Origin of the sequence: Devosia oryzisoli, from assembly GCF_014837245.1 — a bacterium.
GTDB lineage: Bacteria > Pseudomonadota > Alphaproteobacteria > Rhizobiales > Devosiaceae > Devosia > Devosia oryzisoli.
In genome coordinates, this window is record NZ_JACYFU010000003.1 from 208,833 (window position 1) to 231,866 (window position 23,034).

Genomic DNA, 23,034 nt, shown 5'->3' on the forward strand with positions numbered 1-23,034 from the left:
GAGAGCCGCGAACAGGACCGCCGGGCCTACTCTTCCAGCATGCGCTTCAAGAGTTCGATTTCCTGGCCCAGCTCGATATCGTCCTTGATCATCTGTTCGACCTTGCGCACCGAGTGGAGCACGGTGGTGTGATCGCGGCCGCCGAAGCGTCGGCCGATCTCGGGCAGCGAGCGCTGGGTCAGCGCCTTGGCGAGATACATCGCGATCTGGCGCGGGCGGACCACGTCGCGCGAGCGGCGGGCGGACAGCAGCTCGTTGCGCGGCACCTTGTAGTGACGGGACACCATCTTGAGGATGTCCTCGATGCGGACGCGCTTGGCGTCGCGGGTGCGGATCAGGTCGGCCAGCGTCTTTTCCGCCAGCGGCACGGTAATCAGCTCGCCGGTCAGCTGGTTGGCGGCCACGAGGCGGTTGACCGCACCGTCGAGGTCACGGCCATGGCTGATCACGGCGCGCGACACATAGTCGATAACGGCGGGCGGGAAATGCATGCCGAAGCGGGCGGTCGCCTGGTCGGCACGGCGCTGCACGATGGCCCGGCGCAAGTCCATGTCGAAGGTCGAGATCGGCACCACAAGGCCACCCGAAAGGCGCGAGCGAACGCGCTCATCAAGCATTTCGAGGTCGCGCGGCGGCGAGTCGGCGGCCACAACCACCTGCTTGGCCCCCGTCAGGAGCGTCCCCAGCGTGTGGCCGAATTCGGTGGCCGACTTGCCCTGCAGGAACTGCATGTCGTCGATCAGCAGCAGGTCGACCCGCCGCAGCCATTCCTTGAAGCCGAGCGCGCTCTGGCGCTGCACGGCCGTGATGAAATGGTACATGAAGTGGTCCGCCGTCAGGTAGACGATGTTCTTGGACGGATCGGCTTCCGAGACGGCATGGGCGATGGCATTGAGCAGGTGGGATTTGCCCAGGCCGACCGTGGAATGAATGTAGACCGGATTGAACGTCACCGCGTTGTTGATCGCGGCATTGGCGATCTGCCGGGCGACGCCGAAAGCCATCTCGTTGGCCGAGCCGGCCACGAACGTATCGAAGGTCATGCGCTGGTCGATGGCACTGCCCGAGAGGGCGTCGCCGCTCTTGGCGCTGTCGCGCACCACGCGCATCGGGGTCGGCGCGGCGGTGGGCGCCGCCGTGCTGGCCGGGGCGGCGGCTGCCGGGGCTTCGGCTTCGGCGGGAGCGGCAAGGCGTGGCCGGGCCTGGCCATTGACCCGCAGCGTCACCTGCAGCCGAGTGACCTCGGTAGCGTCATTGCGGAACGCTTCCACGATGCGATCGGCGTAATTGGATTGCACCCAGGAGCAGAGAAAACGGGTCGGCGCCGACAGATGCACCAGATCGCCGCTCAACTCTTCCAGCTCGAGCCGGGCAAACCAGGAGGCGAAGACGTCTTCCCCCACCGCTGCCTTGAGGCGGGCGCGTACCCGGGTCCACAGTTCACGCTGGTTCTCGGAGCTATCGATCATGACAGGGGCACCGTTCTTGCTGGGAAGAGAAGAGGGAGGTTGATTGGTCTCGGCCCAGTCATCCCGTCCCGCAGTCGCCTGTCGCATCATCGCTTGTCGCCCCATTCTTTCAGCACGCCAGGGTCCGCAATTGCCCCAGCCATTAAATCTCATTGCCACGCGGTCCGTTCCGGACCATTGGACATGGCTTCGCCCCTGCGCCCGAAAACCGGGCGCATTTATCCTCTCGACGGCGATGCCGTCGCGGCCTACCGACCTTGAACTTGATCCCGGCCTGAACCGGCCGAAGGTCTACTCGATGCAACCCGACCCATAGGGTCACGCTGCAGCCATGCCGCCAACTCACTCACTTCTGGCACGATACGAGCCGGCATTGCTGCCGGTTGCTGCCCCAACAAGAACCCTCCTGAGCGGAGGGCAACCAGCTTGGCTCGGGAACCTTATCGGCCTCGTTTTCCGCGCTGGCCAGATTACTTTAGAGGGTGGGTTTTGGCCTCGCAACACGTGAATCGTTGAAATAGGGGCTTGACTCTGGAGCCCGTTTTTCAGGGCCGGCCACCCCTCAAAAGTGTCCCCCGGCAAGGCTCTGTGACTCCATGCAGATTCCAACACTTAGGCGCTGCCGGAGAGCGAAAAATTTATTCTTCCTCAACCGGTTTTTCTGCTGGTGCGGCACCTCGAAGACTTTCAGCACCTTTGCACACCGCCCCGCAAGTGCCTGCCGGCACACGATAATCGTGTTTCGTTCTCGCCAGCGTCGCCACCCGGAGAGGCGTTGCCAAACTGTCACGGAAGCGTCACGCAGCGAAAAAAGCTTGCCCAGCGGGCGGCCAACAAAAAGGGCTCCTCGCGGAGCCCTTTATCTGTTCCGTCCGCGTCGGCCGGGATCGGCGCCGCGGGTCTGCACTCAGGCCGAGAGGGCCTTCACGCGGTTGTTGAGGCGCGAGACCTTGCGGGCGGCCAGGTTGGCATGGACGATGCCCTTATTGGCGGCGCGGTTGATCTCGGGTTCGGCGGCCTTGAGCGCTGCGAAGGCTACGGCGTGGTCGCCCGTGGCAATCGCTTCCTCGACCTTGCGCAGGAAGGTGCGCATGCGGCTGCGGCGCGCCTTGTTCACGGCGGTGCGCGCTTCGATCTTGCGGGTAGCCTTCTTGGCTGAGGGCGTATTGGCCATTGCGGTCCTCTTGGCGTCCAGCCGGACGACGGGGCGCGTTAGGCGCAACCGGCGACCGGGATAAAATGAAAGCGGCGGCATCCAAGGCGCCGCCAAGTCGGCCGGTCTATAGGGGAAAGGCGGGTGAGCGTCAACAGGATTCGGGCCTTATGGCTCCGCGCCCTGCCCCTCCAGCATCATCTCGTGAAAAGCGGCTTCGCGCGCATCGTAAAGCAGCACGCGACCGATCAGCGGCACGCCGATCCCGCTCAGGACCTTGATGGCCTCGACCGCCATCAGGCCGCCGATCACCGCCGTCACCGGCCCAAGAATGCCATTGGCCTCGCACGAGGGCAGATCGGCGTCACCGGCCTCGGCGGGAAACAGTGCCTCGTGCCGCGGCCCGCCGAGATGGGGCGCAAAGACGCTCACTTGCCCGGAAAACTGCCCCACGGCACCGGAGACCAGCGGCACCTTTGCCGCCTCGGCAGCGGCAGCCACCATGCGCCGCGTGTGCAGCGTGTCCGAGCCGTCCAGCACGACATCGAAGCTGCGCACCAGCGCCGTCGCGGCCTCCGCCGTGACCCCCGCCTCCAGCACCATCGTCTCCACGTGCGGATTGAGATCGGCCACGAAGCGCGCCGCGCTTTGAGCCTTGTTGCGCCCGATATCGGCGAGCCGATGCAGGGTCTGGCGCTGCAGGTTGGAAAGGCTGACGCTGTCGGGGTCGGCGATGGTCATGTGTCCCACGCCCGCAGCGGCCAGGGCGGCGATGGCCGGACTGCCCAGCCCACCGGCCCCCACCACCAGCACGCGTCCCGCCTTGAGGCGCTGCTGGCCGGCCCCGCCAAAGCCCTTGAGCACCAGGTGCCGGGCGTAGCGCCGCGTCTCCTCGGGCGAGAGCAAGGGGTCAGAAGCCAAGCGGCACCGCCAGGAAGCGCCGGTCGGGCCCTTCGAAGCCGCCGGGATACACCGAGATTATGGCCACCGCATTGCTCAGCGTCGCCGCGCCAAACGGCATGAGGACGGCATAGATACGGTAGTCGCTCGGGCACCCGCGCGAGCGCGGCAGGCTGGCATCCCGGTGCACGAGCCGATCGGTCCCCTGCGACAGCGTCAGCTCGAACCCCAGCGGTGCGGCGCCGAAATACTCCACACAGGCCGTCGCCGCAGTGGTTTCGAAGGTGGAAAGCCGCAGGCCGTAGCTGTCCGACACGGCACGACCGACAATGGGCGGCGTGCCGAACTCGAGGCTCTTGCCGTCGCCGGCGGCAACGCCATCGCCGGTAAGGGCCGCGATCTCGACAGGGGTGTGGAGGCCGAAATCATCGATGAAGCCTCTCGCCTGCTCGATCGCCTCTGCCCGGACCTGCCAAAGGGGCTCAGCCTCGTCCTCGGCCTGAACCTTGACCGGACTGCCCAGCACCCAGCTATCGGTCGCAAGGTCCACCACATAGACGCTCGAATAGGCAAAGCCGGACCCGTCCTGAATGCCGAATTCCTCGAAGGCGAAATAGCGCGCGTCATCGGAATAGCCGATGAAGTCGATCAGCGCCCGGTCCCCAGCGCTGGCACCCGCCACCAGGGCGATCCAGAGGCCCGCTGCGGCAAGGGCGGCTCTAGCGCTGCCCCGTCGATCCGAAGCCGCCCGCTCCGCGTCCGGTTTCATCCAGTTCGTCCTCTATCTCGAACACCGGCTGCACCACCGGCGCCACCACCATCTGGGCGATCCGGTCGCCCCGCTCGATCCGAAAAATGTCCTGCCCCAGATTGACCAGGATCACCATCACCTCGCCCCGATAATCGGCGTCGATGGTCCCGGGCGCATTGAGCACCGTGACGCCATGGCGGGCCGCAAGGCCGGACCTTGGCCGCACCTGCGCTTCGTAGCCCACCGGCAGGGCGATGGCAAAGCCGCACGGCACAACGGCACGCGCGCCGGGCGCCAACGCGAGAGGAGCCCCGGCAGCGAGCGCGGCGCGAAGGTCGACCCCGGCGGCATAGCTGGTCGCGACCGCCGGCACGGGCAGGCCCACGCCATGGGGCAGCCAGCGGAGAGCCACCGGAACGCTCATGGCGCTTCCACCACGGCATAGAGCGTCTTGGGCAGGTCGCCGGTCCCATTGATGAGGTCGAGGAAGGGCAGGACCCGCTGGGCGCTCTTGCCGTCGTCGGCCGGGTCCATATTGGTCGCGACGATGCTCTTGCCCGAAAAGCGGATGGTCAGGGTACGGCCGGCAAAGAGCGCAGCGATGGTCTCCCGCCCCTCGCTGTCGGTGGCCTCGCCAGCGCCGATCTCCTCGCGCAGCAGGGCCAGCGGAAGGCTGATCCGCACGCGGTTCGGCCCCGCCGGGGTGAACGCCAGGCCGGGGTCGCGCCGGGTGGCCGCCAGGGTCTCGAATGCGCCCTCCTCCACCTGCGTGCAGATCGCGCTGCCGTCGCCGTCCAAGCGCAGCCGGCCATGGAGGCAGTACTCGGCCCCGTCCCCCTCGTCCTTCCCCGCCTCGGTGTCGAGCATGGCATAGAAGTCCGCCCCCATGGTCTCGACGATGCTGACGCGCGCCGCGCCCGGGCTCGTCAGCGCCACGTCGACGGTTGCGTCGAGGCAGGCCGAGAGCGCAGCGGCCAGCGCAAGCGTCGCGACGATCTTGCCCAGGGATAGGAGGCGCATCGGGTCTCCAGATAGAACGCGGGGCAGTCTAGGGGCTGACCCGAGAGGGAACAAGCGCCGCACTAAAGCGAAACAAGCTTGATGCCGCCGATCACGAGCACCACGATCGCGACCACCAGCACGGCGAGGATGGCATGGCGCAGCGTGGCGTCCTGCGGCCGCCGCATCAGCGCGCGATGCTCGGCCATCAGCAGTTCGGCCTGCACCAGCAGCGTCGGCACGCGCCCTGCGGCATCGCTGAACCGCTTCAGGTGCCCGCTCAAATCCTCAAAGCGCCCCACCGGCCCCTCTTCGCGGCGCAACCAGTCCCCGACCACCGGCTCGGCAACCGTCCAGATGTCGAGCTCGGGGTCGAGGCTGCGCGCCACCCCTTCAACGAGCACCATGGATTTTTGCAGCAGCACCAGCTCGGGCCGGGTCTGCATCTGGAAGAGGTCGGTGATCGTGAACAGCTGTCCCAGCACGCGGGCCATGGATATATCCGCCGCCGTCCGGCCGTGCAGCGGCTCACCGATGGAGCGGATGGCCAGCATGAAGTCATCCACCGACTGGTCGGGCGGCACATAGCCGATGTCGAAATGGCGCTGGGCCACCAGCGCATAGTCGCGCGTGATGAAGCCATAGAGGATATCGGCCAGAAAGCGCCGCTCGCGCTTGTTGATGCGTCCCATGATCCCGAAATCGACAGCGATGACGTCGCCGGTGACGCGGTCGGCAAAGAGATTGCCCGGATGCATGTCGGCATGGAAAAAGCCGTCGCGGATGGCATGGCGCAGGAAGGACTGCAGCACCTTTGCAGCCAGCGCCTTGCGATCGATGCCAGCGGCATCGAGAGCGGCATGATCGCGGATGGGGATGCCATCGACCCAGCTGGTGGTGAGCACGGTCTCGGCCACCTGGTCCCAATGCACCTGCGGGATGACGAAACCCGTGTCGTTCCTGATGTTCTCCGCCATTTCGGAAATGGCCGCGGCCTCGAGGCGAAGGTCGAGCTCAAGCCGCGAGGAGTGATCGAGCGTGCGCACGATATCAGTCGGCCGCAGCCGCCGGAAGCTGCGTACGAAGGTCTCCGCCAAGCGCGCGCCGGCATAGAAACTGTCCACATCGGAGCGAAACCGCGCCTTCACCCCGGGGCGCAGCAGCTTGACTGCCACCGTCCTGGGCGGCTGTCCCGGCAGGCGGAGCCTGGCGCGATGCACCTGGGCAATCGAGGCGGCCGCAATGGGCGGGCTGATGTCGACCAGCTGGGCGGCCTTCGTCCCAAGGGCCTCGTCAAGCATGCCCGGCACCAGGGCCGGGTCGAAGGGCGGCATGCGATCCTGCAGGCCCGAGAGATCCTCGGCCGCCTCGGGGCCCACGATATCGGGACGTGTCGCCAGGGTCTGGCCGAACTTCACATAGGTCGGCCCCAGCTTGTTGAGCGCCGCGTTCAGGCGGTCCACCCGGCCGGTCCGCCGCACGCTCGGCCGTTCGACGAGCCGTGCCAGCGCGATCCCGGCCCGCATCGAAGGCGGCAGCGACTCGATCGGGAGCACGGCGAAGGCGCCCTCGCGCGCCAGCACCCAGCCGGCCCGAACGAGCCGGAAATAGGACACAACCGACATGGGCTAGAGCTTCCAGCCCGAGAACAGGGTGGCGATGTTGCCGGTAAAGGCCGTGTGCTTGACGCGCTTGAACCCGGCGGTGCCGAGCATGCCGGAAAACCGGTGCGGGTCGGGGAACTTGCGGATCGATTCCACGAGGTACTGATAGGGCTGGGCATCACCGGTCACGACCCGACCCATGGGCGGGATCAAGCGATCGGAAAAGGCCTTGTAGACCGCATCGAACCCCGGCACGTCGACCTGGCTGAACTCGAGCACGAGAATCCGCCCGCCGCGCTTCAAGACCCGATGCGCCTCGTCGAGCGCCTTCTGGATGCGCGGCACGTTGCGGATACCGAAGGCGATCGTATAGGCGTCGAAGCTGGCGTCCTCGAAGGGCAATTCCTCTGCATTGGCTTCGACGAAACTGACCTGCGCCGGATAGCGCCAGCGCTTGGCCCGCTCCGCGCCGACGCGCAGCATGTCGGCATTGATGTCCGACACCACGACTTCGGCGTAGCCGTGCGAGGTGTTGACGATGCGCTCGGCGATGTCGCCCGTGCCGCCCGCCATGTCGAGCACGCGATAGGGCCGGGATCCGGAACGCGGCGGGGCGAGATCGGCCACCATGGCGTCTTTCCAGAGCCGGTGGACGCCCCCACTCATCAGGTCGTTCATCAGGTCATAGCGGTCCGCCACGTCGTGGAACACCTGGTTGACCAGCCCCTGCTTATCTTCCAGCGCCACGGTCTGTTCGCCGAAATGGGTGGTCTCGCGGGTCTCGGTCATGGCAGGCTCAACACAAAGGTGAACGGGTGTCGATCCGTCGGGATCGCGCCGCACCTTATATAAGGCCGGCGCAAATGCCCATGCCACAAAGCCGCGCAGGGTGAAGGAGTTGTCGTTTCATGCCCGAATTGCCCGAGGTCGAAACCGTGCGGCGGGGGCTGGAGCCCTGGCTGGCCGGAGCCCGCATCGACAAGGTGACGCTCAACCGGGCGGACCTGCGCTTTCCCTTCCCCGAGGGGCTCAAGGACGCCCTCGAGGGCCAGACCGTGACCCATGTGGGGCGGCGGGCAAAGTATCTTCTGCTCTCGCTCTCGGGCGGCAAGACGCTGCTCAGCCATCTGGGGATGACCGGCTCCTGGCGCTTTGCCGAGCACGGCATCGATAAGCCGCCGCGCTACTACGAGCCGGGCACCGAACCCAAGCACGACCATATGGTGTGGGAGATCGCCCACCCCCGGCACGGCAAGAGCCACCTCATCTACGCCGACCCGCGGCGCTTCGGCTTCATCGACCTTTTCGAGCGGCCCGAAGACAGCCCCTTTCTCCGGGGATTGGGACCGGAACCGCTGGGCAACGATTTCAGCGCGGCCGAGATGGCGGAGAAGTTTGCCGGCAAGAAGACGCCGATCAAGTCGGCCCTGCTCGACCAGCGCGTCGTGGCGGGGCTGGGCAATATCTACGTCGCCGAGGCGCTGCACCGCGCCCATATCCTGCCCACGATCCTCGCCGGAAAACTGGTCACGGCACGGGGCAAGCCCAAGCAGGCGCTGGACGAGCTGGCCATTGCGGTGCGCGAAGTGCTGATCGAGGCCATTGAAGTGGGCGGATCGACGTTGCGCGATTTTCGCAATGCCGAGGGCGGGTCGGGCTATTTCCAGCACCGCTTCGCCGTTTACGACCGGGAGGGCCAAGCTTGCCCCACCCCGCTCTGCACGGGCATCATTGCCCGCATCGTGCAGTCAGGCCGGTCGACCTTTTACTGTCCCGTCTGCCAGAAAAGACCCTAGCGCGATCAGCCGAGGCTCAGGGCGGTCCAGATGCCGAACCCAAGGAAGGCCACGGCCGCCCAGGCCCCGAGCGCCATTCCCAGGATCACGTATCCCCGCTGCCCCAGCGGGCCATTGTCCGCGGAACTGGCACTGCCGCGCCGTTGCATGAGCCGACCCATAGCGTTCCCCCCAGATGCTGGGAGAACGATAGGGTCTGGACCAAAGCGGCGACAGTTCGGCGCTTTACGTAGGCGGGGCGGCTGCGATCAGGCGTCGGGGTGCTTGAACACCAGCGCGGCGTTGGTGCCGCCGAAGCCGAACGAGTTGCTGAGGACATAGCCCAGATCGACGTCGTCCCGGCGCTGGCGGAGAATCGGCATGTCTTCGAAGGCCGGGTCCAACGTCTCGATATTGGCGCTTTCCGCAATGAAGCGGTGATGCATCATCAGGATCGAGTAGATCGATTCGTGCACGCCCGTGGCGCCCTGCGAGTGGCCGGTCAGCGACTTGGTCGCCGAAATCGGCGGGCACTTGTCCTCATTGCCGAAAACGGCGCGCAGCGCTTCGATTTCCCTGAGATCGCCCACAGGGGTCGATGTGGCATGGGGATTGATGTAGTCGATCGGCGCCTTGATGGTCTTGAGCGCCATGCGCATGCAGCGCTCGGCGCCCTCGCCCGAGGGGGCCACCATGTCGAGCCCGTCCGAGGTCGCGCCATAGCCGACCAGTTCGGCCCAGATCTTCGCGCCGCGCGCCTTGGCGTGCTCGAGTTCTTCGAGCACCAGCACGCCCGCGCCGCCGGAAATGACGAAGCCGTCCCGGGCCGCATCGTAGCAGCGCGACGCCTTTTGCGGCGTGTCGTTGAAGTCCGAGCTCATGGCGCCCATGGCGTCAAAGAGGTCGCTCAGCGTCCAGTCGAGATCCTCGTGGCCGCCGGCAAAGACGATGTCCTGCTTGCCCAGCATGATCTGCTCCATGGCATTGCCGATGCAGTGCTTGGAGGTCGCGCAGGCCGCGGTGATCGTATAGTTGATGCCCTTGATGCCGAACGGCGTCGCCAGCGTCGCCGACGCCGTCGAGCCCATGGCCTTGGGCACGGCCAAGGGGCCAATGCGCTTGGGCGAATTGTTCTTGCGCGTGATATCGGCCGCTTCGACGATGGTGCGGGTCGAGGCGCCCCCCGATCCCATGACGATGCCCGTCATCGGGTTGGAGATGTCGCTTTCTTCCAGTCCGGCATCGGCGATGGCCTGCTGCATGGCGAGGTAGTTCCAGGCCGCGCCCTTGCCCATGAACCGGGTGACGCGCCGGTCCAGCGCCTCGAACGGATCGAGCAGCGGGTCGCCCTTGACCTGGCTGCGAAAGCCCAGTTCCGCGTAGTCTTGGGCAAAGATGATCCCTGGCCGGGCCTGGCGCAGGCTCTCGGTCACCTCGTCGAGCGAGTTGCCGATCGAGGAAATGATACCCATGCCGGTGACGACAACTCGTCTCATCTGGTCCTCGCTTTAGTCTTTGGGTGCGGGCGCCGGGGCGCTCGCATCGCACTCATATAGGGACGCGTAACCGATCGGAAAGGTTGCCGGGGCAGACCGTTCCGCACGGGACTCAAACGTCCGTGAACAGTCCAACCCGCAAATCCTTGGCCTCGTAGATAACTTTTCCGTCAGCCTTGACCCAGCCATCGGCGATGCCCAGCGTCAGGCGGGAGCGCATCACGCGCTTGAGATCGATGCCGTATTCGACCAGCTTGACGTCATTGGTCACCTGGCCCTGGAACTTGATCTCGCCGCCCAGCGCCCGCCCCCTGCCGGGTTGGCCGATCCAGGACAGGAAAAAGCCGGTCATCTGCCAGACGGCGTCGAGCCCAAGGCACCCGGGCATCACCGGATCGCCGATGAAGTGGCACTGGAAGAACCACAGGTCCGGATTGACATCGAGTTCGGCGCGCACGAACCCCTTGCCGTGGGTGCCGCCCTCTTCCTGGATGTCGGTGATGCGATCGAACATCAGCATCGGCGGCGCCGGGAGGCGGGCGTCGCCCTGCCCGGGCAATTCGCCGCGGCCATGCGCGAGCAATTCCTCATAGTCAAACGCGTGTTGCCGCTCGGCCATCCGGTCGTCCCCACTTCACCTCAAGCTTCGTCTCGTATAGGCGCGCACCGGGAGGGTCAAGCCAGCCGAAAGACGCAACGGCGGTGCGCGACAGGGCCGCGGCTTGTCAGGCAAGTCCCCTCACCCTATAACAAACTCTGGATTTCAGGACCTCGAGACGAGCATTTTCGGCCTAATGATCGACCGTACCATAGCCACCCGGGCCCACCCTTCCCGCACGCCGTGCCTGACTGCCGTCCTGCGCATGGCCGGCCTCCGCCCGACCCGGCAGCGCGTGGCGCTGGCCGAGCTCCTGTTCGGCGGCCCGCACCGCCATGTCAGCGCGGAACAGCTGCATGGCGAGGCATCCATGGCCAATGTGAACGTGTCGCTGGCCACCATCTACAACACGCTGCACCAGTTCCACGAAGCGGGGCTGTTGCGCGAAGTGGCCATCGACGCCGCGCGCTCCTATTTCGACACCGACACATCCGATCATCACCACTTCTTCGTCGAGGACGAGCAGCGCATGATCGACATCCCGGCCGATGCCGTGGAGTTCCGCTCCCTACCGCGCGCGCCCGAGGGCATGGAAGTGAGCCATGTCGACGTCGTCATCCGCGTGCGCAGGGCGCCGCGCTAGGTTCAGCTGAACATTCCGACGGCGAGGTCGGCCCCGATCAGGGCCAGCGCCAGCAGAACCGCCGGCATCAGACTGATGCTGGGCAGGCTGCGCGCCACCTTGCCCTGCGGGTTTGCGCCTCTAGCGCACCGCCTCTGCCAGTCCCGACCCAGAGCCTCGTCCCTCCACCGTGCTCCCGGCATCGTGACAAAACGGGTCGGCTTGCCCTAGTGTGCCCCCGGTTCAACAGCGGCAAAGGTGGTTGATGGCTGAAAAGATCAACCTGAACGCCTATTTCGAGCGAATCGGCTTTGCCGGCTCGATTGCTCCCACCCTGACGACCCTGGAAATGCTGCACGCCCTGCACCCGGCCGTCATTCCTTTTGAAAATCTCGACGTGCTGGCCGGCTTGCCGGTCGGGCTCGACCAGAAGAGCCTCGAGCGCAAGCTGCTCACCGACAAGCGCGGCGGCTACTGCTTCGAGCACAACCTGCTGTTCCTGCGGGAATTGGGTGAACTGGACTATGTCGCCCGGCCGCTCCTCGCCCGCTCCTTGTGGAACCGCGATCCGGCGAATGCCACCACAGCGGACCACCTGCTGGTCCTCGTCGAGATCAACAAGCAGAACTATCTGGCCGATGTCGGCTTTGGTGGCCTCACGCTCACCACGCCGCTGCGGCTTCGCGCCGATGTCGAACAGTCCACCCCGCACGAGACATTCCGGCTGTCCGGCGGCGACCCGGAGTGGCTGCTCGAGGTCAAGCTCGGCGAGGACTGGCGGGCCGTCTATGCCTTCACTCTCGACGAGATCGGCATGGACCAGATCGAAGCGGCCCACCAGCGCATCCTGGCGGACCGCGAAGGTGGCATGGCGCGCGAAATCCGCGTGGCCCTCTCGCCCACGGGGCGGCGGCTCAAGCTGCACGATGCGGTTTTCACCATCCAGCCGGTGGATGGCGAAGCGGACAAGCGCCGCATCGAGGGACTGGGCGCCTTGAAGGGCCTCCTGATCGACGAATTCGGCCTCATCCTTCCGCCCTCGCCTGAACTCGAGGAAGCCCTGGCCCGCATCGTGCCGCCCGCGCCCGACACGGACACCGAATAGATCATGGCGCCGGTCACCGTTCCCAGCGACAGGGTCCGCGAATTCGTGGATTTTGCCGCCTTCTACGACTGGCTGGCCGTCCATCACGCCAGCGAGCCCGAGGTCTGGATCCGCATCTTCAAGAAGGCCTCCGGCCGCCCCACGATCAGCCCTGTGGAGGCCATCGACGCGGTGCTGTGCTGGGGCTGGATCGATGCCATCAAGAAGAGCTGGGACGACGTCTCGTTCGTGCAGCGCTATTGCCCGCGCAAGCCGCGCTCGGCCTGGAGCCAGGTCAATCGCGACAATGTCGACCGCCTGGTCCAGGCCGGCCTCATGACCGAGCACGGCCTCCGGCACGTCGACGCAGCGAAGGCCGACGGCCGCTGGGACCAAGCCTATCGCACCACGATGGACCCGCCGGCCGACTTGCTTACGGCCATTGCGGCCTCCCCCGCGGCCCAGGCCACCTACGACACCCTCAGCGCGCAGAACCGCTTCGCCCTGACTTTCCGCGTCATCGCTCTCAAGACTCAAGCCGCCCGGCAGCGCAAGATCGAGAGTTTCGTCGCCATGCTGGAGCGCGGGGAGACGATCTACCCGCAGACCCGCAGGGAGAAGGCCTCATGAGCACCTGGTTCGCCTTCCTGCGCGGGATCAACCTTGGCAACCGGCAGATGAAGATGGCCGAGCTGCGCGAATGCCTCGAAACGCAAGGCTTGGCCGATGTCAAAACCATCGCCGCCAGCGGCAATGTCTGCTTTTCCGGCTCCGGCACAGCCCCCAGCATCAAGAAGACCCTCGACGCAGCCATTTCCGACCGGTTCGGCTTCAGCGTCGAAGTGGTGCTGCGCTCGGGCGAGGAGATGGAGGCCATCATCGATAATCACCCGTTCGGCCAGCTCGATCGCAAGGCGGACCTGACGCGGCACGTGCTGTTCTCCGGCCCGGACCTTCCCGAGGGTCTCGCGCTCCCCGACCGCCCGGGTGACATCGAGATCCTGCGCGTCGATCCGCGCGAGATTTACCTCGCCGCCTATCGCAAGCCCAACGGGCGCTATACGGAAGGCATGGAGGAGGTGCTCAAGCCGCTTTACCAGAAGGCGGGCAAGGGGCATCTGGACACCATGCGCAACTGGAATACCGTGGAGAAAATGCTCAAGTGATCGTCGTCTTCGGCTCCACCAATCTCGATCAGGTCGGCACTGTCACCCGGCTGCCCAAGCCCGGTGAAACGGTGGCCGGCGGCACCTTCTCCATGGCTCCCGGCGGCAAGGGGGCCAACCAGGCCCTCGCCGCCCGGCGCGCCGGCGCCGTCGTGCGGCACGTGTCGGCCGTCGGCAACGATGCCTTTGCCGGGCTCGCGCTCGATCTCCTCGACAAGGGCGGCGTCGATCTTTCGGCCATGCACAAGGCCGGCACGGCCACCGGCATCGCCATGATCTTCGTGGACGCCGAAGGGGAAAACGTCATCGCCATCCTGCCCGGGGCCAATGGCACCATGAAGTCGGAATACGCGGAAGAAAGCCTTGCCACCCTCGGGCCGAGCGACATCCTCCTCGTGCAACAGGAGATCCCGCAGGCGGCCACTCGGCGCGCCCTGGAACTGGCGCGCGAAAAAGGCGCGCGCAGCGTGCTCAACACCGCGCCCTACCTATCCGACACTGCGGAACTGGCGCCTCTGGCCGATATCGTGGTGGCCAACGAAACCGAATTCTCGCTCCTGTCCGGCCGTCCCATCGGCGAGCTCGACGCGGCCATGGACGAGTGGGCGAGGCGCACCGGGCGCACCATCGTCGTTACCCTCGGGTCCGATGGCGTGCGGGCCGTGGGACCGGAGGGCCGGGTCTCGGCTCCGGCGCACAAGGTGACACCCGTCGATACGGTCGGGGCTGGCGACACCTTCTGCGGCTATCTGGCGGCGACGCTGGAAGCGGGGGCGGGCCTCGAAGTCGCCCTGCGGCGTGCCGCGGTTGCGGGAAGCCTCGCCTGTCTCAAGCCGGGCGCCCAGCCGGCCATTCCCCTGGCCGCGGACGTGGACAGGGTCCTTGCCGGCGCCTAGGCAGATTGGACGGGGTGATTTCTGTGGCGAGTGGGTATAGGGTGCGGGCATGAAACCGAACGTCACCCCCCTCGAACGTGCCTTCGAACTGGCCCGGAGCGGCAAGTGCCGCTCCATGACCGAAATCAAGTCCGCCCTCAAGACCGAGGGCTACGACATTGCCACTCTTTCCGGCGGTACGCTCGCCAAGCAGCTGCGCGGACTGATTGCGGCCCATGCAGCCACAAACGACCACTAGGCCCTTGCAAGATCATGCCTATTATGCCATATAGGCAGCATACGTTTTCAGCCTAAGTCGGCTGCCTACCCGGTTTCGACCGGTCCTTGGCTCACTGATCTACCTTGCGAACGTTTGTAGGCCCTCTTGCATGGTGCGGAGGGTAACGCTCGTTCTGCTTCGGCTTCGAGCTTTAAGGACAAAATAAAATGGCAGCTTATAACGGCACCGTTAAATTCTTCAACACCACCAAGGGTTTTGGCTTCATCACCCCCGACAACGGCGGCAAGGATCACTTCGTCCACATCTCCGCCGTCCAGCGCTCGGGCATTGACGGTCTCTACGAGAACGACAAGGTGAGCTACGACGTTGAGCAGGGCCGCGACGGTCGCGAGTCCGCCATCAACCTCGAGCTGCAGAAGTAAGCTCTTCCGGCCGGAGCCTGGTCTCCGCCGATTTAATCAGACCCGCTGCGCCCCGCGCGGCGGGTTTTTTGCTGCCCGCCGCACAGGAGGGCGCCTAGCCCGGCCGCAGCTATCCAATAGCATTGCCTAATGTATTAGTGTCTGCTATTGAGTTTGTCATGATGGAAACCCAACCGATCACCGCGCTCATGCGCGCCCTTGCCGACCCCACACGGCGGGCGCTGTTCGAGCGCATTGCGGGCAGTCCCGAAGTAAGCGTGGTCGAGCTTACGCGCACCAGCACTGTCACGCAGGGCGCCATCTCCCAGCATCTCAAGACCCTCAAGCAGGCGGGGCTCGTCCTCGAACGCCCGGAGGGTCGGAAGGTATACTACCGCGTCAACCCGCAGGGCCTAGAGCCGCTGGCCGACTGGATGAGCCTTTATGGCCGCTTCTGGCGTGAGCGGTTCGGCGACCTTGGCAAACTCCTCAAGGAGATCGATCCATGACCGACCCGTTCCCTTCAGACCCACAGGCCATCGTGGTCGAGGACGTCTTCCCCCATGCCCCTTCCCTGCTGTGGAAGGTGCTCACCACCAGCGCCCTGATCGGGCGGTGGATGATGCCGCCTTCGGGCTTCGCGCCGGTGGTGGGGACGCGCTTCACCTTCCAGACCAAGCCAGCGGGACGGTGGGATGGGACCATCGTCTGCGAAGTTCTCAAAGTGGAGGAAAATGCGCGCCTCTCCTACTCCTGGTCGGGCGGCCACGAAGACAATGACGGCTACGGCTCCAGACTGGACACGATCGTCTCCATCACCTTGGCTCCGGTCGACAACGGAACGCGCGTGCGCCTGGTCCATTCCGGCTTCGTCCTCCCCCAAAATGGGCTGGCCTATCGCAATATGGGAGAGGGCTGGAAGCTCGTGACGCAACGGCTCGGAGCCGTTATCGCCGACGAGGTGGATGCCAGGGCGATACACTGAGACAAGGCTTGGCCAGAACCTGTTCCCGCCGAGCCGGCTGACCGCTGAGCCCAAGCCTGCGGAGCGAGGCGCACAAAAAAAGCGGGCTCGATGGCCCGCTCCTTCCGACTTGCAACGGTCAGCGCCTCACTTCGGCGCCAGCACCATCACCATCTGTCGCCCTTCGGCGCGGGGCTGCGACTCGACCTTGGCGACGCTGTCAGTCTCCTCGCGCACCTTGAGCAGAAGCTGCATGCCGATGTCCTGGTGCGCCATTTCGCGGCCACGGAAGCGCATGGTCACCTTGACGCGGTCGCCGTCGCCGAGGAACCGATGTACCGCCTTCATCTTGGTCTCGTAGTCGTGCGTATCGATGTTCGGACGCATCTGGACTTCCTTGACCTCGATCACCTTCTGCTTCTTGCGCGCTTCGGACGCCTTCTTCTGCGCCGCATATTTGTAGCGCCCGAGATCGAGCATCTTGGCGACGGGCGGCTGCGAGTTGGCAGCGATCAGGACCAGGTCGAGCCCGGCTTCCTGCGCCTCGGCCAAGGCGTCACGCGTCCGGATCACGCCGCGGTTTTCGCCGCTGGCATCGATCAACTGAACGTCGGGACTGGTGATATCCTCATTGGCAAGCGGCCCATCTTTCTGGGGCGCAACGGGTCTCATCGGACGGCGAATGGCAAGCGTTCCTTGTGCTGTGGTGCCTGGGGGTGAATGGCGCTTAAAATCGTGGTAGCGGGGGGCAAAGTCAACTGGCAGCCGCAGCGAAATTGCCGCTGTTGCGCCAGGGAAACGCCCCTGTCGTGTGATTTAAAGCCGTTTTCGCCCCATGAGTTCCCCGCAAGCCCATTCCCTGCACGTCGGCGACGGCCCCGAGGCGCGCGACATCGCGGTGTTGCACCGGCCCGGAACAGAGCCGGGTCTCTTCTGGCTCAACGGCTTTCGTTCGGTGATGACCGGCGCCAAGGCCAGTGCACTCGATGCCCTGGGCGCCGAGCGCGGCCTTGCCGTCACCCGCTTTGACTATTCCGGGCACGGCCAGTCCGGCGGCCGCTTCGAGGACGGCACGTTCTCGCGCTGGCTGGAGGAGACCGAGGCCGTCTTTGCCAGCACCGCTGGTCCGCAGATCGTCTGCGGCTCGTCCATGGGTGGCTGGCTGGCGCTGCTGCTCGCCCAACGCCTTCTGGCGCATAGCGAGCGCCGCCTCAAAGGCATCGTGCTCCTTGCGCCGGCGGTCGATGCCGCCACCGACCTGATCCCGCAGCGCTTCACGCCGCGCGCCTGGGCCAAGCTCGAGCGGCAAGGCTATGTCGAACGTAAAAGCGCCTATGGCGACGGCCCCTATCGCTATAGCCGCGCGCTCATCGAAGACGGCGCCCGGCATCGCCTCTTCGGCCGCGTCATCGAAACCGGCTGCCCCGTCATCATCCTCCAGGGCGGGAAGGACCCCGACGTGCCCCCCGCGCACGCGCAAAAACTGCTCGCCCACATCCTGCACGACCCGGTCACCCTCACCCTCATCCCCGACGGCGACCACCGCCTCAGCCGCGAGGAGGACCTCGCGCGGTTGAGGGCCGCGGTGGTGAGCCTGCTGTGATGGCCTGAACCGCACCAAGCAGAGGTTCCCGCTTTCGCGGGAATGACACTGAGAGCAAAAGGACGACCCGTCAACGACTGGGACCTCCCCATCTCCCACCGCGTCATTCCCGCGAAGGCGGGAACCTCCGTCTCATCCCCACGCCCGCAGCTTCGTCCGCTGCGTCCCATCCGCATCGAAATTCTCCGGCGCGAGCCAGCGCTCATACTCCGCCCGAAGCGCCGGCCACTCGCTCTCGAGCATCGAGAACCACGCCGTGTCGCGGCTCTCGCCCTTGACGATCATGTCGAGCCGGAAAATGCCCTCGAAGGTAAAGCCGAAGCGAAGCGCGGCGGCCTTGGAGCCGTCATTGCGGTTGTTGCACTTCCACTCGAAGCGCCGGTAGCCCAAGTCGTCGAAGGCGTGGCGGGCAAAGAGGAACAGCGCCTCGGTCGCCAGCCGCGTGCGCGCCATGGGCAGGCCCCAATAGACGCCGCCGATCTCGATGGAACCGTGCTCGGGCCGGATGCGCATCCAGGCCTGCTGCCCCAGCGCCTTGCCGCTCGCCCGGTCCACCACCGCCACGTAGCGGTCCTGCCCGGCGTTGAAGATCTCGATGCGCGCCTCCATTTCGGCAACGCTTCGCGGCGCATCGTGGAACAGCCACCGATAGCGATCCGCGCCGCCCGGCATGGTCGAAGCCGCCATGAGGTCCACGGCGTGCCGCACGTTCAACGGTTCGAGGCGCACATACCGCCCCTCAAGGACGCGCCGCTCCGGTGCGCCCCGGGCCGGTTGCGGGCTCATCCCCCCGCTCCCAGGATGCCCGCGAGCCCGTCCCGATAGCTGGGATAAAGCAGTTCGATCCCCAGCGCCTGCTTGATGGCGCGGTTGGAGACCCGCTTGTTGTCCCGGTAGAAGCTTTTCTGCATCGGCGTCATCTCCGCCGTTTCGAAGGGCAGGTCCGGCGGCACCGGCAGCCCCAGCATCCCGGCGCCCAGCGCAATGACGTCCTGCGGCGGCGCCGGCTCGTCGTCGGCCAGGTTGAACGTGCCCGCGAGGCGCCGCTCCGCCGCCAGCAGCGTCACCCGCGCGATGTCGGCAACGTGGATGCGATTGAACACCTGCCCCGGCTTGATGATGCGGCGCGCCGTGCCCTCGCGCAGCTTGTCGAAGGTCGAGCGCCCGGGCCCGTAGATGCCCGCCAACCGCAGGATGCAGAGCGGCACGCCACGCGCCTTCGCATAGGCCCGCCACTCCTCCTCGGCCAGCACGCGCCAGTCCGAGCGCATGTTGCGCGGCACCAATGGCGCCGTCTCGTCGATCCACGCGCCGCCGAAATCGCCATAGACCCCGACGGTCGAATAATAGCACAGCCATTCAAGGTCCGCCGCCGCATCGAGATCGCCCCGATGATGTCGCAACACCGGATCGCCTTCCGCGTCGGGCGCGATCGACTGGATGACATGCGTCGTCCCCGCGCGCAGCGCCGCCCCGACCTCGACCCCCGGCGCCGTGCCATCGAACACGACCGCCTGCAGCTGCCGTTCGGCCAGCGCAGCGGCCTTTTCCGCCCTGCGCACCGTGCCGCCGATCTGGCTGAACGCGCCGCTCTGGCGCATCGCCTCTGCACTGGCCTGCGAGGAAAACCCCAGCCCGAAGAAGAAGGCGCGCATCACACCGTCCCGTCCCATTCCGCGTTGACGCTGCTATCGCGCTCCCGGCCCATTCTGTCCAGCCGCAGCGCCTCGGCCCGCTCCGGATCGAGCCGCCGCAGCGCCCAGATGGCTGCCCCCCGCACCAGCGGCGAGGCATTATCGAGCCGTTGCTCGGCCTTGAGCGCAAGCGCTTCGTCGCCGGAGTTGCCGATGCCGATCAGCACGTTGCGCACGAAGCGGGCCTGCCCGATCCGCTTGATCGGCGAGCCGGAAAACAGCGCGCGAAACCCCGCATCGTCGAGATCGACCAGGTCGGCCAGCGCGGGACTTTCGAGCTCCGGTCGGCTGCGGAGCCTCGCCTCGCGGCTTTGCGCAGCAAACTTGTTCCACGGGCAGACGGCCAGGCAATCGTCGCACCCATAGATGCGGTTGCCCATGGGCCGCCGGAATTCCCGCGGAATCGGGCCTTTGTGTTCGACGCTGTAATAGGCCAGGCACTTGCGCGCATCGAGCCGGAACGGAGCGGGAAAGGCATCGGTGGGGCAGATGTCGAGGCATTTTCGGCACGAGCCGCAGTTTTCCGGGTGCGGCGCGTTGATCGGCAGCTCGGCCGAGGTCAGGATCGCGCCCAGGAACAGCCAGGAACCGAACGGCCGGCTGACCAGCACGGAATGCTTGCCCTGCCATCCCAGCCCTGCCGCCTCGGCCAGCGGCTTTTCCATCAGCGGAGCGGTGTCGACGAACACCTTCACATCGGCGCCCGAGCGCTGGGCCAGCAGGCCCGCCAGTTCCTTGAGCCGCCCCTTGATGAGGTCGTGGTAATCGCGATTGCGGGCGTACGCCGAAATGGCCCCCACCGTGCGCTGCTCCAGCAGGTCCAGCGGATTTTCAGCCGGAGCATAGTTGACGCCGAGGACGATGACCGACTTCGCCTCGCTCCAGAGCGCGGTGGGACTACCACGCCGCTCTTCGGTCTCGGCCATCCACTCCATATCGGCATGCCAGCCCTGGGCCAGCGCATGATGCAGCTTGGCGGGCAGGTCCGGCCGCGCGTCGGCCCGGGCGATGCCGAAGGCGTCAAAGCCAAGCGCTTTGGCGCGGGCCTGGAGCTCGGCGAGAAGCCTGACGGTTTGATCTGCAGTGCCTGCCATGGTCATCCGGGTCATTCCCGCGAAAGCGGGAACCCCTGTTTAGGCATTGAGAGCGAGGGCTGCAAACGGCGCAGAGGGTCCCCTCGCGACTGCCCCTAAAAATCGAGGTCCGCATAGCCCCGCGAAGGCGGCATGGCGACGACGCGGTCGTTGAGCAGCGTGCGGAAGGCCGGCCGCGACTTGAGGCGCGAATACCAGTCGCGCGTCTCCACCGCCTTGCCCCAGTCGATATCGCCCATGTAGTCGAGCGTCGAAAGGTGCGCCGCCAGCGCAAAATCGGCCAGCGACATGTCGGGACCCGCCAGCCATTTGCGGCTCGCCAGCAGCCAGTTGAAATAGAGCAGGTGCTCGTTGAGGTTGGCCTTGGCCGCCCGCAGCACGGCCGGGTCGGGCGTCGCGCCGCGCTGGTCGCGCTTGGCGATCTTTTCCTCGATGAGGTAGCGCGTTACCTCGTCGTTGAGCTTGACCAGCGTCCACTCCACCAGCCGCCACATCTCGGCGCGGTCGAGCGGATCGAGCGGAAACAGCCCCCCCGCCACATCGGGCGTGTAGAAATCCTCCACCGCGTGGATCGTCGCCATGATCCCCACGATCGGCACATCGGCGTCGGTGAACAGAATGGGCAGGGTCGCTGCCGGGTTGAGTTCGAGCAGCGCCTCTTCGCGCAGCCAGGGCCGGATTTCCTCCAGATCGAGCGGCACGCCATATTCGGCGCACATCAGCCGGATGAGGCGGGACGCGGGGTCGAGAGGATAGTGAACCAGGCTGGGCATAGACACTCCCTGTTGGGTTTCGGGGGGCAGCCGCAGCCTCCCTTGGCGGCCCGGGCGAACACGGATAAGAGGTTTGCGGCTTGGACCCTTCAAGACACGAGTTAGGGGATCACATGAACGGCGATCAAGGTCTTTTTGTGCCTCTGTTGCTCGGAATACTGGAAGGGTTGACGGAATTTCTGCCCGTCAGTTCCACCGGCCATCTGCTGCTGGCCGACCATTTCTTCGGCCTCAGCCAGCCCAAGACCTTCTTCGTCCTGATCCAGCTCGGTGCCATCCTCGCCGTCATCACCGTGTACTTCGCGCGGCTGGGCGTCCTCATTCTCGACGCGCTGACCGGCAAGGCCTATGCCTGGCAGTTCGCCCTCTCCGTCATCCTCGCCTGCCTTCCGGCGGTTGTCGCGGGCGTGCTGCTGCGCGATTTCATCCAGGGCGACCTCTGGGAATCCGCGCTGCTCATCTGCATCACGCTGCTGGTGGGCGGGGTCATCCTCCTCATCGTGGACCGGCTCAAGCTCGAGCCGAAATACGACGACATCTACCGCTTCCCGTGGCATCTGGCGCTGATCATTGGCCTCTTTCAGATGCTGTCGCTGGTGCCGGGCGTCTCCCGCTCGGGCTCGACTGTGGTGGGCGGCATGCTGTTCGGCGCCAGCAAGCGGGCGGCCGCCGAATTCACCTTCTTCATCGCCCTGCCCATCATGGTGGGTGCCTTCGGCTACGATCTCTACAAGAGCCGCGACATGATCGACGGCAGCATCATGCTCAGCGTCGCCATCGGCTTTGCCGCCGCCTTCATCGTGGGCGCCATCGTCGTGCGCTACCTGCTCAATTTCGTCAGCCGCTACGGCTTTGCCCCCTTCGCCTGGTGGCGCATCGCGGTCGGCGGCCTGGGCATCGTCGCTCTCCTGGCCTTGGGCCATTAGGCAAAAAAAAGCCCCGGCGAGCGGGGCTTTTTCCGTTTCCTCAATTCAGCGCTTGGCCGGATCCACGCCCTTGTAGGTGGCGGGGATGGAGAAGAAGGCGCGCGGAATATCCACCCCCTTCTGGATATCGTAGAGCGAGAACGTCAGCTCGGCCCCGCTCGGCTCGACCAGCGTCCACTGCGACAGATCCTTGGTCTCGGTGTCAAAGATCAGCGACACCTGCACGGTGCCGGCGACCGTGTTGTCGATGACGGTGATCGAGATATAGCCGTCAGACGTCGTCACATCGACCACGTTGGCGTTGAGCAGGTCTATGTCGCTGCCCAGGAACTGCCGCAGCGGGATCGTATCCTGCGGATAGGCATAATAGGTTTCGTCGCGCCGGTTGAGCACATAAAAGCCCCGGCCCTGCGACACGATTTCCTCGCGGCTGGGCGGCGCATAGCGGAACGCCACCTTGTCGGGCCGCTCGAGGAAGAACGTTCCCTCGGTGCGGCCACCCTGGGTGTCGATCTGCAGGAACCGGCCGGCCATGGTGCGGATGGCCGAGTTGTGCGCGTTGATCTCGGCGATCAGCTGCTGCTCCTCGGGCGTCAGCGCGCGATCGAGCGCCAGGGTCGGAAGCACCGGCGCCAGGGCGGCCGCAGCCCCCAGCAGAAGAACATGGCGTCTAAGCATGTACAGAATTTCCTCGTAAACAGCCCCATAAGCTTACCGTAGGAAGCAATTGCGGCAAGAGGGGGAAAGTTCCCACGCCCCAGTTCTCACCATAGCGCGAGACCGGAAGGCCTTCCGGACTCAATCCCCCTCACTGACCTCTGCTCCGCTCCGGCCACCTCTCCCCGA

At 65.8% G+C, this 23,034-nt stretch carries 29 protein-coding genes; 12 read left to right on the forward strand and 17 right to left on the reverse strand.

All coding sequences use genetic code 11. The features are described from left to right. Positions 1–26: 26 nt before the first annotated feature. The 8 genes from dnaA to ubiE form a co-directional block, all read right to left on the reverse strand. A complete protein-coding gene (gene dnaA / locus IC608_RS12510) occupies positions 27–1,469 on the reverse strand; it encodes a chromosomal replication initiator protein DnaA (RefSeq protein WP_191775859.1) in 1,443 nt (480 codons plus the stop codon). A gap of 907 nt (positions 1,470–2,376) precedes the next feature. Next, the gene (gene rpsT, locus IC608_RS12515; RefSeq protein ID WP_191775861.1) at positions 2,377–2,643 is read right to left on the reverse strand and encodes a 30S ribosomal protein S20; all 267 of its coding nucleotides are present in this window, start codon (positions 2,641–2,643) and stop codon (positions 2,377–2,379) included. 147 nt (positions 2,644–2,790) lie between these two features. After that, positions 2,791–3,543, reverse strand: a complete 753-nt coding sequence (gene moeB, locus IC608_RS12520) for a molybdopterin-synthase adenylyltransferase MoeB (RefSeq protein ID WP_191775864.1) — start codon at positions 3,541–3,543, stop codon at positions 2,791–2,793. Continuing rightward, positions 3,533–4,291: a DUF2259 domain-containing protein gene (locus tag IC608_RS12525; protein WP_191775867.1), complete on the reverse strand. Its 759-nt coding sequence runs from the start codon at positions 4,289–4,291 to the stop codon at positions 3,533–3,535. Before IC608_RS12525 ends, moeB begins: the two co-directional genes overlap by 11 nt. Continuing rightward, entirely contained in the window at positions 4,242–4,697 is a 456-nt protein-coding gene (gene dut / locus IC608_RS12530; protein WP_191775869.1) for a dUTP diphosphatase, read from the reverse strand. The genes IC608_RS12525 and dut overlap by 50 nt, the downstream gene beginning before the upstream one ends. Continuing rightward, the gene (locus IC608_RS12535; protein ID WP_191775872.1) at positions 4,694–5,293 is read right to left on the reverse strand and encodes a hypothetical protein; all 600 of its coding nucleotides are present in this window, start codon (positions 5,291–5,293) and stop codon (positions 4,694–4,696) included. Before IC608_RS12535 ends, dut begins: the two co-directional genes overlap by 4 nt. Before the next feature lie 62 nt (positions 5,294–5,355). Continuing rightward, positions 5,356–6,897, reverse strand: a complete 1,542-nt coding sequence (ubiB, locus tag IC608_RS12540; RefSeq protein ID WP_191775875.1) for a 2-polyprenylphenol 6-hydroxylase — start codon at positions 6,895–6,897, stop codon at positions 5,356–5,358. Between the two features lie 3 nt (positions 6,898–6,900). Next, the gene (gene ubiE / locus IC608_RS12545; protein WP_191775878.1) at positions 6,901–7,665 is read right to left on the reverse strand and encodes a bifunctional demethylmenaquinone methyltransferase/2-methoxy-6-polyprenyl-1,4-benzoquinol methylase UbiE; all 765 of its coding nucleotides are present in this window, start codon (positions 7,663–7,665) and stop codon (positions 6,901–6,903) included. Between the two features lie 119 nt (positions 7,666–7,784). On the opposite strand from ubiE, the gene mutM reads away from it, so the two are divergent. Continuing rightward, positions 7,785–8,672, forward strand: coding sequence for a bifunctional DNA-formamidopyrimidine glycosylase/DNA-(apurinic or apyrimidinic site) lyase (mutM, locus tag IC608_RS12550; protein WP_191775881.1), 888 nt, complete (start codon positions 7,785–7,787; stop codon positions 8,670–8,672). A 5-nt stretch (positions 8,673–8,677) separates the two neighbouring features. Here the strand turns inward: mutM and IC608_RS12555 are convergent, their stop codons facing one another. From IC608_RS12555 to fabA, 3 genes are all read right to left on the reverse strand, one after another. After that, complete coding sequence (locus IC608_RS12555) at positions 8,678–8,833, reverse strand: hypothetical protein (RefSeq protein WP_210316348.1); 156 nt, start codon at positions 8,831–8,833, stop codon at positions 8,678–8,680. A gap of 87 nt (positions 8,834–8,920) precedes the next feature. After that, positions 8,921–10,147: a beta-ketoacyl-ACP synthase I gene (gene fabB / locus IC608_RS12560; RefSeq protein WP_191775886.1), complete on the reverse strand. Its 1,227-nt coding sequence runs from the start codon at positions 10,145–10,147 to the stop codon at positions 8,921–8,923. Between the two features lie 112 nt (positions 10,148–10,259). After that, entirely contained in the window at positions 10,260–10,766 is a 507-nt protein-coding gene (fabA, locus tag IC608_RS12565; RefSeq protein WP_191775889.1) for a 3-hydroxyacyl-[acyl-carrier-protein] dehydratase FabA, read from the reverse strand. A 175-nt stretch (positions 10,767–10,941) separates the two neighbouring features. Here fabA and irrA point away from each other — a divergent pair, with 175 nt between their 5' ends. The 9 genes from irrA (at position 10,942) to IC608_RS12610 (ending at position 16,119) form a co-directional block, all read left to right on the forward strand. Then, the gene (irrA, locus tag IC608_RS12570) at positions 10,942–11,388 is read left to right on the forward strand and encodes an iron response transcriptional regulator IrrA (RefSeq protein WP_191775892.1); all 447 of its coding nucleotides are present in this window, start codon (positions 10,942–10,944) and stop codon (positions 11,386–11,388) included. 244 nt (positions 11,389–11,632) lie between these two features. Beyond that, the gene (locus IC608_RS12575; RefSeq protein WP_191775895.1) at positions 11,633–12,472 is read left to right on the forward strand and encodes an arylamine N-acetyltransferase family protein; all 840 of its coding nucleotides are present in this window, start codon (positions 11,633–11,635) and stop codon (positions 12,470–12,472) included. 3 nt (positions 12,473–12,475) lie between these two features. Continuing rightward, positions 12,476–13,081 (forward strand): YdeI/OmpD-associated family protein, encoded by a 606-nt coding sequence (locus IC608_RS12580; RefSeq protein ID WP_191775898.1) that lies wholly within the window; start codon positions 12,476–12,478, stop codon positions 13,079–13,081. Next, on the forward strand, positions 13,078–13,617 hold the full coding sequence (locus IC608_RS12585; protein ID WP_191775902.1) for a DUF1697 domain-containing protein: 540 nt from the start codon (positions 13,078–13,080) through the stop codon (positions 13,615–13,617). Before IC608_RS12580 ends, IC608_RS12585 begins: the two co-directional genes overlap by 4 nt. Next, positions 13,614–14,513, forward strand: coding sequence for a PfkB family carbohydrate kinase (locus IC608_RS12590; RefSeq protein WP_191775905.1), 900 nt, complete (start codon positions 13,614–13,616; stop codon positions 14,511–14,513). The genes IC608_RS12585 and IC608_RS12590 overlap by 4 nt, the downstream gene beginning before the upstream one ends. 49 nt (positions 14,514–14,562) lie before the next feature. After that, positions 14,563–14,751 (forward strand): hypothetical protein, encoded by a 189-nt coding sequence (locus tag IC608_RS12595; RefSeq protein WP_191775908.1) that lies wholly within the window; start codon positions 14,563–14,565, stop codon positions 14,749–14,751. Between the two features lie 188 nt (positions 14,752–14,939). After that, positions 14,940–15,155 (forward strand): cold-shock protein, encoded by a 216-nt coding sequence (locus IC608_RS12600; protein WP_191775911.1) that lies wholly within the window; start codon positions 14,940–14,942, stop codon positions 15,153–15,155. Between the two features lie 158 nt (positions 15,156–15,313). Beyond that, the gene (locus IC608_RS12605) at positions 15,314–15,643 is read left to right on the forward strand and encodes an ArsR/SmtB family transcription factor (protein WP_191775914.1); all 330 of its coding nucleotides are present in this window, start codon (positions 15,314–15,316) and stop codon (positions 15,641–15,643) included. After that, positions 15,640–16,119, forward strand: coding sequence for an SRPBCC family protein (locus IC608_RS12610; RefSeq protein ID WP_191775917.1), 480 nt, complete (start codon positions 15,640–15,642; stop codon positions 16,117–16,119). Before IC608_RS12605 ends, IC608_RS12610 begins: the two co-directional genes overlap by 4 nt. Positions 16,120–16,245: 126 nt before the next feature. Here IC608_RS12610 and infC read toward each other — a convergent pair whose 3' ends face one another. Next, positions 16,246–16,782 carry a translation initiation factor IF-3 gene (gene infC, locus IC608_RS12615; RefSeq protein ID WP_191776927.1) on the reverse strand — a complete coding sequence of 179 codons (537 nt, stop codon included), beginning with the start codon at positions 16,780–16,782 and terminating at the stop codon, positions 16,246–16,248. A 151-nt stretch (positions 16,783–16,933) separates the two neighbouring features. On the opposite strand from infC, the gene IC608_RS12620 reads away from it, so the two are divergent. Beyond that, positions 16,934–17,701 carry an alpha/beta hydrolase gene (locus IC608_RS12620; RefSeq protein ID WP_191775919.1) on the forward strand — a complete coding sequence of 256 codons (768 nt, stop codon included), beginning with the start codon at positions 16,934–16,936 and terminating at the stop codon, positions 17,699–17,701. Positions 17,702–17,833: 132 nt separating this feature from the next. On the opposite strand, the gene IC608_RS12625 is transcribed toward IC608_RS12620, so the two are convergent. The 4 genes from IC608_RS12625 to IC608_RS12640 form a co-directional block, all read right to left on the reverse strand. Further along, the gene (locus tag IC608_RS12625; RefSeq protein WP_191775922.1) at positions 17,834–18,487 is read right to left on the reverse strand and encodes a GNAT family N-acetyltransferase; all 654 of its coding nucleotides are present in this window, start codon (positions 18,485–18,487) and stop codon (positions 17,834–17,836) included. Next, positions 18,484–19,356, reverse strand: a complete 873-nt coding sequence (locus IC608_RS12630; RefSeq protein ID WP_191775925.1) for an SDR family oxidoreductase — start codon at positions 19,354–19,356, stop codon at positions 18,484–18,486. The genes IC608_RS12625 and IC608_RS12630 overlap by 4 nt, the downstream gene beginning before the upstream one ends. After that, the gene (queG, locus tag IC608_RS12635; protein ID WP_428055412.1) at positions 19,356–20,495 is read right to left on the reverse strand and encodes a tRNA epoxyqueuosine(34) reductase QueG; all 1,140 of its coding nucleotides are present in this window, start codon (positions 20,493–20,495) and stop codon (positions 19,356–19,358) included. The genes IC608_RS12630 and queG overlap by 1 nt, the downstream gene beginning before the upstream one ends. Before the next feature lie 89 nt (positions 20,496–20,584). Further along, positions 20,585–21,262, reverse strand: a complete 678-nt coding sequence (locus IC608_RS12640) for a glutathione S-transferase family protein (protein WP_191775930.1) — start codon at positions 21,260–21,262, stop codon at positions 20,585–20,587. Between the two features lie 113 nt (positions 21,263–21,375). Here IC608_RS12640 and IC608_RS12645 point away from each other — a divergent pair, with 113 nt between their 5' ends. Beyond that, positions 21,376–22,188 (forward strand): undecaprenyl-diphosphate phosphatase, encoded by an 813-nt coding sequence (locus tag IC608_RS12645; protein ID WP_191775933.1) that lies wholly within the window; start codon positions 21,376–21,378, stop codon positions 22,186–22,188. Between the two features lie 45 nt (positions 22,189–22,233). Here IC608_RS12645 and IC608_RS12650 read toward each other — a convergent pair whose 3' ends face one another. Next, positions 22,234–22,866 (reverse strand): LolA family protein, encoded by a 633-nt coding sequence (locus IC608_RS12650; protein ID WP_191775936.1) that lies wholly within the window; start codon positions 22,864–22,866, stop codon positions 22,234–22,236. Positions 22,867–23,034: the final 168 nt, after the last annotated feature.

Excerpts from the sequence above, each read along its gene's own strand:
- dnaA (WP_191775859.1), bottom strand. The coding sequence starts at position 1,469 with ATGATCGATAGCTCCGAGAACCAGCGTGAACTGTGGACCCGGGTACGC.
- rpsT (WP_191775861.1), bottom strand. The coding sequence starts at position 2,643 with ATGGCCAATACGCCCTCAGCCAAGAAGGCTACCCGCAAGATCGAAGCG.
- IC608_RS12525 (WP_191775867.1), bottom strand. The coding sequence starts at position 4,291 with ATGAAACCGGACGCGGAGCGGGCGGCTTCGGATCGACGGGGCAGCGCT.
- dut (WP_191775869.1), bottom strand. The coding sequence starts at position 4,697 with ATGAGCGTTCCGGTGGCTCTCCGCTGGCTGCCCCATGGCGTGGGCCTG.
- IC608_RS12535 (WP_191775872.1), bottom strand. The coding sequence starts at position 5,293 with ATGCGCCTCCTATCCCTGGGCAAGATCGTCGCGACGCTTGCGCTGGCC.
- ubiB (WP_191775875.1), bottom strand. The coding sequence starts at position 6,897 with ATGTCGGTTGTGTCCTATTTCCGGCTCGTTCGGGCCGGCTGGGTGCTG.
- ubiE (WP_191775878.1), bottom strand. The coding sequence starts at position 7,665 with ATGACCGAGACCCGCGAGACCACCCATTTCGGCGAACAGACCGTGGCG.
- mutM (WP_191775881.1), top strand. The coding sequence starts at position 7,785 with ATGCCCGAATTGCCCGAGGTCGAAACCGTGCGGCGGGGGCTGGAGCCC.
- IC608_RS12555 (WP_210316348.1), bottom strand. The coding sequence starts at position 8,833 with ATGGGTCGGCTCATGCAACGGCGCGGCAGTGCCAGTTCCGCGGACAAT.
- fabB (WP_191775886.1), bottom strand. The coding sequence starts at position 10,147 with ATGAGACGAGTTGTCGTCACCGGCATGGGTATCATTTCCTCGATCGGC.
- fabA (WP_191775889.1), bottom strand. The coding sequence starts at position 10,766 with ATGGCCGAGCGGCAACACGCGTTTGACTATGAGGAATTGCTCGCGCAT.
- irrA (WP_191775892.1), top strand. The coding sequence starts at position 10,942 with ATGATCGACCGTACCATAGCCACCCGGGCCCACCCTTCCCGCACGCCG.
- IC608_RS12575 (WP_191775895.1), top strand. The coding sequence starts at position 11,633 with ATGGCTGAAAAGATCAACCTGAACGCCTATTTCGAGCGAATCGGCTTT.
- IC608_RS12580 (WP_191775898.1), top strand. The coding sequence starts at position 12,476 with ATGGCGCCGGTCACCGTTCCCAGCGACAGGGTCCGCGAATTCGTGGAT.
- IC608_RS12585 (WP_191775902.1), top strand. The coding sequence starts at position 13,078 with ATGAGCACCTGGTTCGCCTTCCTGCGCGGGATCAACCTTGGCAACCGG.
- IC608_RS12595 (WP_191775908.1), top strand. The coding sequence starts at position 14,563 with ATGAAACCGAACGTCACCCCCCTCGAACGTGCCTTCGAACTGGCCCGG.
- IC608_RS12600 (WP_191775911.1), top strand. The coding sequence starts at position 14,940 with ATGGCAGCTTATAACGGCACCGTTAAATTCTTCAACACCACCAAGGGT.
- IC608_RS12605 (WP_191775914.1), top strand. The coding sequence starts at position 15,314 with ATGATGGAAACCCAACCGATCACCGCGCTCATGCGCGCCCTTGCCGAC.
- IC608_RS12610 (WP_191775917.1), top strand. The coding sequence starts at position 15,640 with ATGACCGACCCGTTCCCTTCAGACCCACAGGCCATCGTGGTCGAGGAC.
- IC608_RS12620 (WP_191775919.1), top strand. The coding sequence starts at position 16,934 with ATGAGTTCCCCGCAAGCCCATTCCCTGCACGTCGGCGACGGCCCCGAG.
- IC608_RS12625 (WP_191775922.1), bottom strand. The coding sequence starts at position 18,487 with ATGAGCCCGCAACCGGCCCGGGGCGCACCGGAGCGGCGCGTCCTTGAG.
- IC608_RS12630 (WP_191775925.1), bottom strand. The coding sequence starts at position 19,356 with ATGCGCGCCTTCTTCTTCGGGCTGGGGTTTTCCTCGCAGGCCAGTGCA.
- queG (WP_428055412.1), bottom strand. The coding sequence starts at position 20,495 with ATGACCATGGCAGGCACTGCAGATCAAACCGTCAGGCTTCTCGCCGAG.
- IC608_RS12640 (WP_191775930.1), bottom strand. The coding sequence starts at position 21,262 with ATGCCCAGCCTGGTTCACTATCCTCTCGACCCCGCGTCCCGCCTCATC.
- IC608_RS12645 (WP_191775933.1), top strand. The coding sequence starts at position 21,376 with ATGAACGGCGATCAAGGTCTTTTTGTGCCTCTGTTGCTCGGAATACTG.
- IC608_RS12650 (WP_191775936.1), bottom strand. The coding sequence starts at position 22,866 with ATGCTTAGACGCCATGTTCTTCTGCTGGGGGCTGCGGCCGCCCTGGCG.